Raw genomic sequence first — 14,898 nt, forward strand, 5'->3', positions numbered from 1 at the left:
AGGATCTCCTCAAGTTCTGTCTTGAAGAACGCGCTGTAGCGTTTTTTGATGATTGTCGCGTCCTTTGGATGCTCCTCAAGTTCTGTCTTGAAGAACGCGCTGTAGCGTTTTTTGATGATTGTCGCGTCCTTTGGATGCCAATCAAGCCCGGCGTGAAGCTGGGCGCCTCTCGTGCCCTCAATGGCAATAGCGATGCGTTTATCGCGCATTTCAAGAAATGCGTCGCTGAGATCGGGGCGGAACGCTTGCCGTACCCAAATCACTGGGAGATGTGACCTTCTGAAGGCACTTACCAGCCTGTTGGTATTCTGAACCAGTCGGCTGACTTTGTCCGCGTCCCAAGGATCGAGATGGTCATTGAGCAGGTCGATGATGACGAGACAGCGTTTGATCATCGCCATGCTGTACGGAACGCCGAATGCAGGTTTGTGACACCGGGCGGATTATCACAGCCGAAATTTAAGCCACCGGCGCTCCCCATCGAATTCCGGCCGACGAACAGATCGGCCATAAAATCTGATATTCACACTCATATTTAACTGGAACCATCGAAGCCGCCATGGCAAGCCGGCATCGGAGGCGTGTCCGCGTGCCGCGGAAGGCCGCCGGACGCCGAAAGACGCAAGGGGCAGGACGATGGACCAACTGAGCGCGCAAACCCGTATCGAGCACGACACGATCAGATCCGTGATGGAAAAGCTGCGCGCCGAGCACAGCGAGTACGAGATCGAAACCGGGGTCGACGACCAATGGGAGTTTCGCACCCATTACGGCTCGCTCAGCGCCATAGTTGGCGACCGCAGCGCCCGCATTCAGGTCTATGCCGACGACGAGACGAACCTCTCCTACATGAAGATGGGCGTTGCCGGCCACCTCGCCGAGTATCTCGGCACAACGGCCGGAATCCGCTGGCAGGGCGACGGCGCCGACGCCGGCACCCCAGTCTTCTTCCGCGAAATCACCGTCCTGTCCTCGGCCCGGATTTCACCGCACATGCAGCGCCTGCGCTTTGCCGGCAGCGATCTCGGCCGTTTCACCCATGGCGGCCTGCATGTGCGCCTGCTCCTGCCCCCGCATGGCAGGCCGCCGGTATGGCCTTCGCTGGGCGCCGACGGGCTGCTGGTCTGGCCCTCGGGCGAGGACGCCCTCGTGGTCCGGGTCTACACGATCCGGGCGATCGACGTCACCGCGGGCTGGGTCGACGTCGATTTCGTCCTGCATCCGGGCAGCGATACGCCGGCCGCGACCTTCGGCGAGAATGCGAAAACCGGCGATATCATCGGCATGATCGGGCCGGGCGGCGGCGGTGTCCCGGAAGCGGAAAATCTCCTCCTCCTTGGCGACGACACGGCGCTTCCGGCCATCGGCCGTATTCTCGACGATCTCGCGCCGGCGACACACGCCGAGGTGTTCATAGAGGTCGACGGCACGGCCGATACGATCCCGCTTGCCGGCGGCAGCAATATCCGCGTCACCTGGCTCTACCGCGGTGGCCGCGACCCTGGAACCGCGGGGCTGCTGTCGGATACGCTTCGCAGGATGGATCCGGCGCTCCTGCCGCCGGATCTTTACGTCTGGGCCGGATGCGAGTTCGCCGACTTCAAGGAACTGCGAAAAATCCTGCGCAAGGAATGGGGACTGAAGAAGGACCGCCACCTGGTCGTCGCCTATTGGCGGCGCGGCATCTCGGGCGAAAGCGACGACGAATAGTTGCTTTATCCGACCAGCGCTCAGCGCCGGTCGGACACCATCGCAATCGCAGGCGCGGCTGCGAGCGCTACGACGCCCGCCCCGGCGAAGAAGATGCCGTAGCCGAAATGCTCCGCCGCGTAGCCGGCCAGGATGCCGCCCGCCATGCTCACCAGCGCGTCCATGCACTGGAAGAGCGTGAAATCCACGCCCGCCTGCCTCGGATCAGACCAGCGCATGAACTGGGCGTAGAGCGCCACGAATCCAAGCGCCATGACGCCCGACGAACTGGCGACCGCGATCGCGATCAGCGCCCATTTCGGGAAGCCGCCGGCGAGATCGAAGGCCGAGAAGAAGAACAGCGCCGCAGCCTGCAGCAACAGGGCCAGCACCAGTATGTTGCGCACCCCCAGGGATTTAACGAGCGCCCCTCCGGCAAGGGCGGCGGCCACGCCGACGAACATGCTGCCAACGCCGTTGACGATCCCCACCGTCGCCAAATCCAGCCCCGCATCGATCAAGAACGGCCCGAGCATCGCGATGCTGGCCTTCTGCGCGATGACGTAGATTGCAGCCGCCGTCAGGCCGCGGCGTATCTCCGGCCGCCTGAGCGCCGCGACCAGCGAGGGCACATGCTCCCGCGTCTCGTTCGGCGTGCGGGAGGCCGCCCCGAACAGGAAGGGCAGTCCAAGCAGCAACAACAGCAGCGCCATGCTCCAGACCGCGATCAGCCAGCCGGACGCATCGACAAGCACCAGGAACAGCCCCGCGCCGATCGCCGCGCCGAGACAAGCGCCGCCCACCTGCGCGGCGTTGCCCCAGCCGTGGTTTTCCTTGGCAAGGCTCTGCACCGCAAAGCCGTCGCAGGCGATGTCGACCGTGGAAGCCGCGAAGGCGACGACGGTCAGGCAGGCGAGCATCGGCGCCAGCGCGGCCGGGCCGATCAGGCCGGCGACCAATAGCCCCGCGATCGAGAGCAGGCCGCCGGCGACGACGATCGTTCCGGTCCGGTTGGGACCCATGAGTGGAAGCCGGAAGCGTTCGACCGCCGGCGACCACAGAAACTTCAGCGCCCATGGCAGCACGATCAGCGACACCAGCCCGATGCGGTCGAGCGGCACGCCTTCGGCGCGCATCACCGCCGGCAGGCCGTGCCAGGTGATGCCGCCGATCACGCTCTGCGCGACATAAAGGCCGCCGATCGCCATGACGATCGCGAGCGGCGAAGACGCCGGCTTGGGGGCTGGAGCATGCATCAGAAACGGTACCGCAGGCTGCCGAACACGGAGCGGCCTTCGTCCCAATAGCAGTTGCCGGCTTGGCAGACAGGCTTGCGCTCGTCGAACAGGTTTTTCGCGTTCACCTGCAGCATCAGCCCCTCCAGGTCCGAATTGCGCGCGCCGAGATCATAGGACAGCGCGGCGTCGACGAAGACGCGATCCTCATTCTTGAAGGTGTTGAGGTCGTCGCCGTAGCTTTCGCCGACATAGCGGACGCCGGCGCCTAGCCCGAGGCCCTCCAGCGAGCCCTCCTGGAAGTCGTAGTGGCCCCACAGCGCAACAATGTGGTTGGGCGTTGACGAGAGCTCGTTGCCCTCCGTTCCCGGCAGGCCCTTTTTGATCTCCATCTGCATGTAGGTGTAAGAGCCGATGAAAGACCAGCCATTGTCGAAGGATGCGCTGCCCTCCAGCTCGAAGCCGCGGGATGTGAGGTCGAGCTGGCGCTGGCGCTGGTTGCCGGCTTCATCGAAAGTGCCGTCCAGCACGACGCCGTCCGTCTGGTCGATGTCGAAATAAGCGGCGCTGATAATCGCGTTGGTGTCCGGGATCTCGTATTTGACGCCGAACTCCATCTGTTCGGCCGTGGTCGGCTGTGCGACCCGCCTCTCGTCGCTAGCGTCATAGACAAAACCGAGATTGGGCGAGAACGAGGTCGAATAGTTGGCATAGGGGATGATCCCCCACTCTGTCCGGTAGGACAGAGCTACACGGCCCGAGAAGGCGCTGTCGGTCTGGTCGGTTTTGTCCAGCTTGTAGTCGACGCTCTGCGAATCGACCCAGTCGTGGCGGCCGCTGAGAAACAGCGTCCAGTCGTTCCACTCCATCTGGTCATGCAGGTAAAGGCCGTACTGGCTCATCTCCTGGCTGCCGGAGAAGTAGAGCGGCTGGTCCTTGACGTCATCGATAGACACGACCGAGGACGCTGCCTCGGCGTCGTAGTTGGACCAGCCATAGTCGAAGCCGGCCAGCGCCGTATGCACCAAGGGGCCGGTGTCGAACTCGAACTGCGCCATGTTATCGACGACGAAGTTCCTCACATTCTCCTTGTAGTGGCCCCAGTAGCGGTCCGGCGGCGCAGGGTTGAAGCCGCTGTATTTGAGGTCGGCGTCGACCCCGCTGTAGCGGAGGTTCTGGCGCACGGTCACGACGTCGTTGAAGCGGTGCTCGAACTCGTAGCCGAGGCGTCCCTGTTTGTTGGTGAAGTCGTTCCAGTCCGGGTCGCCCGAATAGATGTCGGAAACAGTGCCGTAGGACGGATTGTGGAAGAAGGCGGTGCTGCCGGTCACCGACTGGGAATACTCGCCGAGGATGGTGAGCTTGGTGTCCTCGTCAGGCTTGAAGGTGATGGCGGGCGCGAAATAGGCCTTGTCGTCGGCGTAGCCCGGGAGATCGGTATCGGCCAGTCGGCCAAGCCCGGTCATGCGGTAGAGGATGGTGCCATCCTCGTTGGCCGGTCCTGAGAAGTCGAACGCCGCCTGGTAGCGGTCGTAGCCGCCGAATAGCACCTCCACCTCGCGAAACCGCTCTTCCTTCGGCCGCTTGGTGACTAGGTTGACAATGCCGCCAGGGCCGCTGACGCCGTAGAGCGACGAAGCCGGGCCCTTCAGGATGGTGATGCCTTCTATGCCGTAAGGCTCGGTCTTGAACCAGGCCGATGGGCCGTTGTACTGGCGCAGCCCGTCGCGGAACATGCCGTTGTAGTGGGCCGGGAACCCGCGCAGGAAGAATGCGTCGTAGCGGCTGTCGAAGCCGAAGCTGTTGGGGTTGACGCTGGCGGTGTAGCTCAAAGCCTCGTTCAGCGTGCGCGGCTTCTGGTCCTCGATCTGGTCCTGCGTCACCACCGAGATCGCCTGCGGAATCTGGACGATCGGCGTATCGACCTTGGTGCCGATCCGGTCTTTCTTGGCGACATAGCCGTCCTGCACCAGAATGTCGTCGCTCTCGGCCTCGACCGTTATCTGTTCGAGCACCGTGACGCCGCGTTCATCCTGCGCGAAAGCGCCGTGAGTCGCGGCCAGCGCCGCGGCGCTCGCCAGCAGGATCAGCCCCCACCGGCCCGTCATCGTCTGCGTCCCCATAAACTCTCTCCGCATCGCGTTCTGCCTTGTTCGCGAAAGGCGGTTCACAAATTTGACTATTTGAGTCAAGTTATTTTTCGGGCACGACGAATGCGTCCACATGACGGGACGCTTGGTTGGGAATGTCGTCTGCTAAGGGGCTCCCGCCAATTCCGGATTCCTGGCTGAACCGAGCCCGCCCGGCGCTCCTTGCCGCGACTCTTGTGGGGTTCTACGCTCCCCCGCATGGCTCAGCGCTTCGCCCTCGATTATCCGCTCATGCACTGGCTCCTGACCGACGCCAGGCGGATCGGCGATCCGAAGGCATTCCTCGCCGCGCTTGCCGAACAGTTCCTCGTCCACGGCGTTGAGGTGGCGCGGCTCACCACCGGCGTGCCGATCCTGCACCCGCACGTCGACTCGTACGGCGCACGATGGGAACTGGACAAAGGCGTATCGGAGCGGTTCTACCGCCTCACCGCAGAAGCCTTGCCGGTGCTGGAGAACAGCCCGGTCAAGATAGTGTATAGCGGCGGCGGTTCGGTCCGCTGCGACCCCACTGCGCCGCCGCGCGAAGGCGAATTCGGCATTCTCGCTGATCTGCGCCGCGACGGCCTGACCGATTATGTCGCGCTCAGCATTCCCTTTTCCGACGGAACCGCGAAGGTTCTGACCGTCGCGACCAGGCGCCCGGGCGGCTTCACCGGCGAGGAAATGGAACTGCTGGAGGCGATGACGCCGGGCGTCGCGGTCAATCTCGAAGTTCAGGCGCTCCGCCTGACGGCCCGCACTCTTCTCGACACCTATATCGGCCGCCAGGCCGGCGCGAGGGTATTGGAAGGGGCGATCAAACGCGGCATGGGCGAAACCATTCGCGCCGTAATCTGGCTTTGCGATCTTCGCGGCTTCACCAGCCTTTCCGAACGGCTGCCACGCGACGCCCTGATCGAGCTTCTCAATGCCTATTTCGGCCGCATGTGCGCCGCGCTCGACGCCGGCGGCGGCGAGGTGCTGAAATTCGTCGGCGATGCGCTTTTGGGAATCTTTCCCATCCTCGACGAGGATCCGGCCTCGGTCTGCACCCGCGCGCTCGCCGCTGCCAACAATGCGCGAGAGACAATCGCCGCGTACAACGCCGAACGCGCCGGCACGGGCGAGCCGCGGATAGAGTACGGCATCGCTCTGCACATCGGCGATGTGATGTACGGCAATATCGGCGGCGAGAGCCGGCTCGATTTCACCGTCATCGGCCCGGCGGTCAACCTGGCGGCCCGCATCGAAGGGCTTTGCCGCGACCTCGGCCGCCCGGTCCTTCTCTCCGATGATTTTGTCGCCGCTTCCGGCCTGCCGGCGGACTCCGTCGGCGCTTTCCCGCTGAAGGGCCTGTCCGGACCCCGACAGATTTACGCACCGCCGCCCAGTGTTAGCGCGGCGGCGGTGCAGCAATCCTGACAAGAACCGCTGGCCGAATCGTCAGCCGCTGGCACGCTCCTGCCCTATAGGAACGGCAGCGCTCTGGCTGAATTGCATCACCTCGTCGGCGATTTCTCCGTTCAGTATCTCTTCGAACCTGTGGAGCGCGCGCGCGACATTGGCGCCATCCATCACCCGGTGGTCGTAAAGGATGCGCACGGTGACCGATCCATCCTCGCCGATCGGCCCGTAATTGAGCAGCGTGGTCAGCGGCGTAAGCGGGTTGAGGGATTCTGCCCCAAGTCCCGAATAGACGGAGAACTGGAACGTGCCGAAATAGTTCGGCCTCTGCCGGGCGATGTTCAGCCCGAGCCACATCAGCGCCCTGCGGATCGGCGTCGGCACGCGGGCCATCTTCAAGGCGCGCCGGAACTCCTTTATCTCCATGACCGGGCGTGACCGCGCCGCGTGGATCGATGCATGCAGTTCGGCGATGGAGCAGCGCTCCGGTCCCTTGATTCGGCTCAGCAGCACGGCCCGCTCGCCCTCATATTCGCGCTCATGGGCGATCGAGGCGACGCTCACCGGGTATTCGTAGAATTGCGGCCAGGGAAATTTGACGTAGGCCCGCCGGAACTCGGGCGTTTCCCGGGCGAGAAGCGCGTATCCCTTCACGAAGATCGCGCTCCAGGAGGGTTTGGGCTGCTGCGCCATTCTGGCCCTCACGAGCGGCCCGAGATTCATGTGGCGCTGCACGGTTACCCGCGGCACTCCGATCGAAAATCGCATCAGGTCGCCGACAAGGCGTCGGGGCGCCGAAATCTTTAGGGCTCGGCCTCGCATGACAGGACCTCTAATAAAGATAAGGGATTATTCTTTTGGTCCTCTCCATATAGGCCCGGTATTGCGGGCCGAAATTCTCCAGCATCATACGCTCTTCCTTATCCACTCGCAGGAAAAAAAGGATTGCGAAGCCGATCAGCCCTGCCAGACCCGCGGCCCAGTTCGACAGCAGAAATGCCTGGCCGAGGCCCATCAGCATGAAAGAGGTGTACATGGGGTGGCGGATTACGGCGTATGGCCCGGCGCAAACCAGCGCGTGCCTCTCGCGGATCTCAAGCGTGATCGACCAGTTCCGGCCGAGTTCCTTGTGCGCCCTGCGAAACACCCACAGCGCCAAGACGAAGATGATGGCCCCGAGCGCGAGCGCCCACCATCTCGCCGGATAGTCGGCTGCCTCCGGGATTCCGGTCGCGACATAGAAGCCGGGCAGGATCGCCAGGCCGAAGAGAGCCGAGACAAGTCCGACGATTTCAGAAGGCGAGCGGCGATTGGTCACCACCCGCACGCGCTTGGCCCTGCGCTCGAAGGGATATCGAATCACGTACCAGCCGACGATCCCGAGCACCCATACGATCTCGCCGACTGAACTCACTTCCATACTCAATTTAACTCACCGGCGCCCTTTCGGCGGTATGGGGCGTCCTGAGAAGCGTGGCCGCCCCGACGCCCATGATCTCCTAACGGACGGCCGTTTGGGCGCGGGGATTTCCGGATTCAACCCCCGGAGGGCCAGTATAGCCGATTGCATTCGGCCCGCCATTCATCTGTCGAAGCTTGGTGATGAAATCTCGCGGCATAAGCCAGATGCCGGGCGTCTTGTAACCCATGAAGCTTGCGATGTCGGCCACGAAGGCGTTGCAATTGTAGAGCGATGCGTGCCAGAGCGGCGAGCTGGCCTGCAGCTTGCGTATATATGCCACGACCCTCCTGTATTCGGGCTCGGTAAGCGGAACTGTCCAGCTTGCCGACCGGTAGGCGATTTCCAGATCGCCGTCGGTCCATCCGGTCGAGGCCGGCACCGGCGCGAGATGGCCGAGCATATAGATGTTGGGATCGTCGGACTTCGGAGCGAGGCCGGCGACTTGGGGATTGATCATCTTTCCCGACTCGCTCATGCGCCCGAAAATCACGAAGGAATGCCCGTAAGTATAGGCATAGCGGGAGCGGAATTCGATGAAATACTGGCCTTTGATCGAATTAACCGCACTCGTCGGCGTCCCGGCAGCCGCCACGGTCCGTTCATCGGACGTGAAATTCAGTTGAGGTTTATCCTGCGATTGCGATTGGCATGACGCCGCCGCGAGCGCGAGCAGGGCCACAAACAGTGAACGGCCACTTACAAGCGTCATTTCATTCCCGAACTCCGAGGAGTGCAGATCAAAAGCGGGTCCTGCCCGCCACTGCTGACCTCACGACCGAGCCGAAGAGTCGCCCGATCCGGATTGCTGATTCGTGGGAAAGGGCCAGCGGCCCTTTCCCACTACCGACCGAGGCCGGTATTACTTGAACACGGGCGCCGGTGCCGGCTCTTCGACGACGACAGGCGGCGGAGCCTTCCCCTTCCCTTTGCCGATGTCCATGTTTGCGCAGCCGCTCAGGCTGGCGACGGCAAAGATGGAAATTGCGGTAACTAGAAGTCTGCTCATTAAATCGGTCCTTTCCCCGGAGGCGGAATAGGTAGTCTCAGGCAAATACCACAATAGTGGTTCATAAAGGTTAGTCGCGAACCAGCCCTTAGCCTAGTGCAGGAAAGACACAGTTGAGGCTAGTTGCCGATATGCCTAACGGAAATGTTACGGGCCGGTTCCATCACGGAATGTAGCATCGCTGTAATATTCAGATGACCAGCACTGTGGTTCCCGCCGGGATGCGCTCGTAGAGATCGACGATGTCGTCATTGGTCAAGCGGATGCACCCGCTCGACACCGATGTGCCGATCGACCAGGGCTCGTTCGTGCCGTGTATCCGGAACATGGTGTCGCGTCCGCCGCGATAGAGATAAAGAGCGCGCGCGCCAAGCGGGTTGTTTGGTCCGCCGGGCACTCCGCCAGCATACTGCAACAGGCGCGGTTTGCGCCGCATCATGTTGGCGGTAGGCGTCCAGGAAGGCCAGACCGCTTTATGGCCGATCCTCGCATTGCCCTTGAGCGTGAGGCCCTGCTCGCCGACGCCAACGCCGTAGCGCGTCGCCCAGCCGCCCTCCTCGATGGAATAGAGGTAATATTCCGACGTATTGACGACGATCGTTCCAGGCGCCTCGCCGCCATCGTAGGGCACGCGCTGCCGCCGATAGCGGGGATCCACCCGATAGGTTTCCGCCGAAAGGGCGATCGGGACCGGCTGCACCACATCCTGTATCGTCGACATGCATCCGGAGGTCATCAGCGTCAGGCCGCCTACAATCAGCCCTCGGCGCGTAATCTTTTCATTTTTCATTTTGCCCGCTCAGGAAACTCGGCCCCGCCTTATCGGACCTCTCATAACACTTCAAAACCCGCCAGGCCAAGCCTCGCCGTCGCCTGAGCGAGCATTCCTCCGCCGCCTGTGTCGGCGATGCACCGGCGCTGCATCTGGCTCGCTCCGTCTTCCTGACACCCTTCTGTCAGCATGCGGTTCCGTCTGCGGGCGCTTGCCCCTGGATCGCCCTTTCCATTTCCGGCGTTTCTTCCCATATTCGGCGCATGGCCAAATCCCCCGAAAAGAAGAACCCGCCCCCGGCGGCGGATCAGGACAATCGCTTCGGCTTCGCCGAGGCGCCGCAAGCCGAATTTATCGGCGTGCCGCTCGCCGCTTCGATCTCGGATTGGGCCGAGGAGATTTCGCGGGAGGCGGAGAAAGCCCCCTCGCAAAAGACCAAATCGAAGAAAATCCCCGAGCGCTCATCCGCCCCGAGCAAAACCGCGCGCGGCACCTCGATGGGCGGGGCGGCGACCGCCAAGGAACGCGCCGCCGCCGGCCTCAATCCCGTCGCCGGCCTCGACATTTCGCTGGAAGACGCCGAGCAGATGTCGTCCGGCGGCGTCACCGCGACCGTCGCCGCACTCTCGGCACTCATCGAATCCGGCAACCCGCTGCACAAGAACGGCGAACTCTGGGTGCCGCACCGCCCCGCTCGCCCGGAGAAATCCGAAGGCGGCGTTGCGATAAAGATGGTCTCGGACTTCGAGCCGGCCGGCGACCAGCCGCAGGCGATTCGCGACCTCATCTCCGGCATTTCCGAGAACGAGCGCACCCAGGTGCTGCTCGGCGTCACCGGTTCCGGCAAAACCTTCACCATGGCCAAGGTGATCGAGGAGACGCAGCGCCCCGCCCTCATCCTCGCGCCCAACAAGACGCTGGCCGCGCAGCTCTATTCGGAGTTCAAGAAGTTCTTCCCCGAGAACGCGGTCGAGTATTTCGTCTCCTACTACGACTACTACCAGCCCGAGGCCTACGTGCCGCGCACCGACACCTTCATCGAGAAGGAATCGTCGATCAACGAGCAGATCGACCGCATGCGCCACTCGGCCACGCGCTCGCTGCTGGAGCGTGACGACGTCATCATCGTCGCCTCCGTCTCCTGCATTTACGGTATCGGCTCGGTCGAGACCTACACCGCCATGACCTTCCAGATGGAGGTCGGCGACCGCCTCGACCAGCGCCAGCTGCTCGCAGACCTCGTCGCCCAGCAATACAAGCGCCGCGACATGGATTTCACCCGCGGCTCGTTCCGCGTGCGCGGCGACACGATCGAAATCTTCCCCGCCCACTTGGAGGATTCCGCCTGGCGTATCTCGATGTTCGGCGACGAGATTGAGAGCATCACCGAGTTCGACCCGCTCACCGGCCAGAAGACCGGCGACCTGAAAAGCGTAAAGATCTACGCCAATTCGCACTACGTCACGCCGCGGCCGACGCTCAACCAGGCGATCAAGTCGATCAAGGAGGAGCTGCAGCTCCGCCTCGCCGAGCTGGAAAAGGCCGGCCGCCTGCTCGAAGCCCAGCGGCTGGAGCAGCGCTGCCGCTTCGACCTCGAAATGCTGGAGGCCACCGGCTCCTGCGCCGGCATCGAGAACTATTCGCGCTATCTCACCGGCCGCCGCCCCGGCGACCCGCCGCCGACGCTGTTTGAATACATCCCCGACAACGCGCTGGTCTTCGTCGACGAGAGCCACGTCACCGTCCCGCAGATCGGCGCCATGTACCGCGGCGATTTTCGGCGCAAGGCGACGCTCGCGGAATACGGCTTCCGCCTGCCCTCCTGCATGGACAACCGGCCGCTGCGCTTCGAGGAGTGGGATGCGATGCGCCCGCTCTCAATCGCCGTCTCGGCAACCCCCGGCGGCTGGGAGATGGAGCAGGCCGGCGGCGTCTTCGCCGAGCAGGTCATCCGCCCGACCGGCCTGATCGACCCGCCGGTGGAAGTCCGCCCCGCGAAAACCCAGGTCGACGACGTCGTCGGCGAGATCCGCGAGACCACCGCCAAGGGCTACCGCACGCTCTGCACCGTGCTCACCAAGCGCATGGCCGAGGACCTCACCGAGTACCTGCACGAGCAGGGTATCCGCGTGCGCTACATGCACTCCGACATCGACACGCTGGAGCGCATCGAGATCCTGCGCGATCTGCGCCTCGGCGCCTTCGACGTGCTGGTCGGCATCAACCTGCTGCGCGAGGGCCTCGACATCCCCGAATGCGGCTTTGTCGCCATCCTCGACGCCGACAAGGAAGGTTTTTTGCGCTCCGAGACGTCGTTGATACAAACGATCGGTCGCGCGGCAAGAAACGTCGACGGCAAGGTCATCCTCTACGCCGACCAGGTCACCGGCTCGATGGAGCGGGCGATGGCCGAGACCAACCGCCGCCGCGAGAAGCAGCTGGCCTGGAACGAGGCCAACGGCATCACGCCGGAATCGGTCAAGTCGCGCATCTCCGACATCCTCGACTCCGTTTACGAGAAGGACCATGTCCGCGCCGACATCTCGGATTTCACCTCCGAGGGCGCGCTGATGGGCAACAACCTCAAGGCGCATCTGGAGCATCTGCAAAAGAAGATGCGCGACGCCGCCGCCGATTTGAACTTCGAGGAAGCGGCTCGCCTGCGCGACGAGATCAAGCGGCTGACCGAAATGGAGCTCGCCGTTTCCGACGATCCGCTCGCCAAATACGCCGAAACCGAAAGCCCGGTCTCCGGCCGCGAAAAAGGCAAGCATAACAAGGGCCGCGCTGTGCATCGGGCGGTCGATGACCGGAGAATCTCCCCCCTTGAGGGGGAGATGTCCGCGAAGCGGACAGAGGGGGTCGGAAAAGGCAGCGCGCGACATAAAGGATCGTCGAGCACTGCCGCGGCGACCCCACCCGGCCGCTCCGCGGCCACCCTCCCCTCAAGGGGGAGGGGATCCTCCCTCTTCGCCAAACCCTCGCTCGACACCATGGGTCCCGGCCCGGACGCCGGCATTCCCGCCAACGCCGTCCCGCGCTCGCTGTTCAAGAAGCAGACGGCCGCCGAAGCCCACGGCTCCGACTATGGCATGCCGGACGACGGCAAATCTCTCTTCCACAAGAACAGCCTCGACGAGATGACCGTCCGCCGCACCGAAAAGCCTGTCGAAGGAAAAGCGCCAGCCAAGCCGCAGCCAATCTCCCCCCTTGAGGGGGAGATGTCCCGCCTGTATCGCGGCTCAACCGAATCGGCCGGCGCAGGCGTTTCCACCCGCGATACTGGCGGGACAGAGGGGGGCGCGAAGGATCGCAACGCCTCCGCCAGCCCTCATGGTGAGCCTGTCGAACCACGAGGGCGCACAGGCATCGGCTCCTACGAAGACCCCGCCGACGCGCGCCGCCAGAAACGTCGCCCCGGCAAGACCGGCCGCCCGGGCAACTAGCGCCCCTCATTAACCCTCCTGAACGCCAGATGAACGGCGCATTACCGCGCTGTTCAGCGCCTTGCGTGCATCATCGCGGCCACCACTGAAGGAGAGACCCCATGGCCACCATCCACGGAACCAACTATTCCGAGAGCATCTACGGAACCGCTTACGGCGACACGATCTACGGCTATGGCGGCCACGACTACATCAACGGCCGCGCCGGCAACGATCTGATCTTCGGCGGCTCCGGCGACGACGACATTCTCGGCGGCACGGGCGTCAACGATCTGTGGGGCGGCACCGGCGCCGACTGGTTCATCATGAGCGCCCGCTCGACCGGCTCCAGCGACGACTGGATCGGCGATTTCACCTTCGACGTCGACCGCATCGACGTCTCGGCCTGGGGCGTCAGCGACATCAGCCAGTTGCGCGCGCTCATGTACACCGATTCCACGGGCAGCGCTTCGCTGAACGCGTTCTACAACGGCTACAGCCATTATCTCACCGTCGACGACGTTTCCATCGGCGAGTTGCTGGCCGAGGATTTCGTGTTTTCAAGCTCGGGCGCCAAGAGCGTCGTCGGCACCGCCTATGCCGACACCCTGTTCGGCTCGCGCTACGGCGACACGCTGACCGGCGGCGGCGGCAACGACAAGCTGCTCGGCGGCGTCGGCAACGACCGGCTCAGCGGCGGCAGCGGCAATGACGACCTGCATGGCGGCTACAACGCCGACGTGATGACCGGCGGCAGCGGCTACGACGCGTTCGTCTTCGCCGCCGCGTCCGAAAGCACGCCCACCAGCCGCGACCGCATCACCGATTTCCAGGAGGACATCGATTTCATCGACCTCGCCGACATCGACGCCAACGTCAACTACTCCGGCAACCAGGCCTTCCGCTTCGTCGGCGGCGGCGCGTTCACCGGCGCGGGCCAGCTCCGCTATGCCTTTTCCGGCAGCGACACGATCATCTCGGGCAACACCGACAGCGATTCCACACCCGAATTCCAGCTCGCGCTCAGCGGCCACCACTACATGATCGCCGACGATTTCGTGCTGTGAAGCCGCCCCTTCCCTTCTCCCCGTCCTGAGCTTGTCGAAGGATACGGGGAGAAGGTGGCCCGAAGGGTCGGATGAGGGGCAGCACTGACGTCACTCCAGTCATAAGGCCCCTCATGGTGAGCCTGTCGAACCACGCACCGCGCTACAGCTCGCCTCCACTACCCCCGCCTTCGACGACGCCTGCGCCAATGCTACCGTCATGGCAACGACCCTGAAGTCCCCCACGGAACCTTCGCCGGCATGCCCGCCGCCCTGCTGGGCGACCTGACAATGAGACTGGCCTTCACCGGCTTTCCGATGGACGGCCTGGTATTCTCGTTACTCTCCGCTCCATCAATATTGCGGAAGCGAAACGAATCGCGGACATGTAATATAATTTGATTTGCATTGCGGAACAAAAAGGGAACACATGTCTTATTCGCTCCAGCGAATTCGGGATCCGCTGCACAACCTAATTGAGTTTAAGGCGGATCATTTCGAAAACGTTCTATGGGACGTCATTAAGACACGCCCTTTTCAAAGGTTGCGAAGAGTGAAGCAACGTAAGCGTCCGGCCTGAGGCGTCTTTCGGCGCAGCGACGATCACACGAAGATAGTGTCCACTTAATTCGGTAATGGACACTTGCTGATGTTGATTGATGAGGAAGAGGAGCTGCCCGCACGGAATGGCCGACGGACGTGGAGCCAGGAGGACAAGTGCCGGATC

Annotated in this window: 12 protein-coding genes; 4 read left to right on the forward strand and 8 right to left on the reverse strand. The window is 63.2% G+C overall.

Translation table 11 applies throughout. The features are described 5' to 3' along the window. Nucleotides 1-401, reverse strand: a 401-nt coding sequence (locus G6N73_RS31660; protein ID WP_165033896.1) for a cysteine hydrolase family protein, incomplete at its 3' end; no start/stop codon positions are given. A gap of 235 nt (nucleotides 402-636) precedes the next feature. Here G6N73_RS31660 and G6N73_RS31665 point away from each other — a divergent pair. After that, the gene (locus tag G6N73_RS31665) at nucleotides 637-1,710 is read left to right on the forward strand and encodes a siderophore-interacting protein (RefSeq protein ID WP_165033897.1); all 1,074 of its coding nucleotides are present in this window, start codon (nucleotides 637-639) and stop codon (nucleotides 1,708-1,710) included. Between the two features lie 20 nt (nucleotides 1,711-1,730). Here the strand turns inward: G6N73_RS31665 and G6N73_RS31670 are convergent, their stop codons facing one another. Next, nucleotides 1,731-2,945 (reverse strand): MFS transporter, encoded by a 1,215-nt coding sequence (locus G6N73_RS31670; protein WP_165033898.1) that lies wholly within the window; start codon nucleotides 2,943-2,945, stop codon nucleotides 1,731-1,733. Continuing rightward, nucleotides 2,945-5,047, reverse strand: coding sequence for a TonB-dependent siderophore receptor (locus G6N73_RS31675; RefSeq protein ID WP_165033899.1), 2,103 nt, complete (start codon nucleotides 5,045-5,047; stop codon nucleotides 2,945-2,947). Before G6N73_RS31675 ends, G6N73_RS31670 begins: the two co-directional genes overlap by 1 nt. 225 nt (nucleotides 5,048-5,272) lie before the next feature. Between G6N73_RS31675 and G6N73_RS31680 the strand changes: the two genes are divergently transcribed. Next, nucleotides 5,273-6,478, forward strand: coding sequence for an adenylate/guanylate cyclase domain-containing protein (locus G6N73_RS31680; RefSeq protein WP_165033900.1), 1,206 nt, complete (start codon nucleotides 5,273-5,275; stop codon nucleotides 6,476-6,478). A gap of 21 nt (nucleotides 6,479-6,499) precedes the next feature. On the opposite strand, the gene G6N73_RS31685 is transcribed toward G6N73_RS31680, so the two are convergent. From G6N73_RS31685 to G6N73_RS31705, 5 genes are all read right to left on the reverse strand, one after another. Then, entirely contained in the window at nucleotides 6,500-7,282 is a 783-nt protein-coding gene (locus G6N73_RS31685) for a hypothetical protein (protein WP_165033901.1), read from the reverse strand. Between the two features lie 10 nt (nucleotides 7,283-7,292). Further along, entirely contained in the window at nucleotides 7,293-7,880 is a 588-nt protein-coding gene (locus G6N73_RS31690; RefSeq protein WP_165033902.1) for a protein-S-isoprenylcysteine O-methyltransferase, read from the reverse strand. Nucleotides 7,881-7,959: 79 nt separating this feature from the next. Beyond that, the gene (locus tag G6N73_RS31695; RefSeq protein WP_165033903.1) at nucleotides 7,960-8,631 is read right to left on the reverse strand and encodes a hypothetical protein; all 672 of its coding nucleotides are present in this window, start codon (nucleotides 8,629-8,631) and stop codon (nucleotides 7,960-7,962) included. A gap of 150 nt (nucleotides 8,632-8,781) precedes the next feature. Beyond that, nucleotides 8,782-8,928, reverse strand: a complete 147-nt coding sequence (locus tag G6N73_RS37505; protein WP_165033904.1) for an ABC transporter — start codon at nucleotides 8,926-8,928, stop codon at nucleotides 8,782-8,784. A gap of 190 nt (nucleotides 8,929-9,118) precedes the next feature. Then, nucleotides 9,119-9,718 carry a L,D-transpeptidase gene (locus G6N73_RS31705; protein WP_165033905.1) on the reverse strand — a complete coding sequence of 200 codons (600 nt, stop codon included), beginning with the start codon at nucleotides 9,716-9,718 and terminating at the stop codon, nucleotides 9,119-9,121. 245 nt (nucleotides 9,719-9,963) lie between these two features. Here G6N73_RS31705 and uvrB point away from each other — a divergent pair, with 245 nt between their 5' ends. Together uvrB and G6N73_RS31715 are read left to right on the forward strand one after the other, a co-directional pair. After that, entirely contained in the window at nucleotides 9,964-13,146 is a 3,183-nt protein-coding gene (uvrB, locus tag G6N73_RS31710; protein ID WP_165033906.1) for an excinuclease ABC subunit UvrB, read from the forward strand. A 101-nt stretch (nucleotides 13,147-13,247) separates the two neighbouring features. Continuing rightward, complete coding sequence (locus G6N73_RS31715; protein WP_165033907.1) at nucleotides 13,248-14,192, forward strand: calcium-binding protein; 945 nt, start codon at nucleotides 13,248-13,250, stop codon at nucleotides 14,190-14,192. The last annotated feature ends 706 nt before the right edge of the window (nucleotides 14,193-14,898 follow it).

It is taken from the genome of Allomesorhizobium camelthorni (assembly GCF_011045125.1).
GTDB classification, from domain to species: domain Bacteria; phylum Pseudomonadota; class Alphaproteobacteria; order Rhizobiales; family Rhizobiaceae; genus Allomesorhizobium; species Allomesorhizobium camelthorni.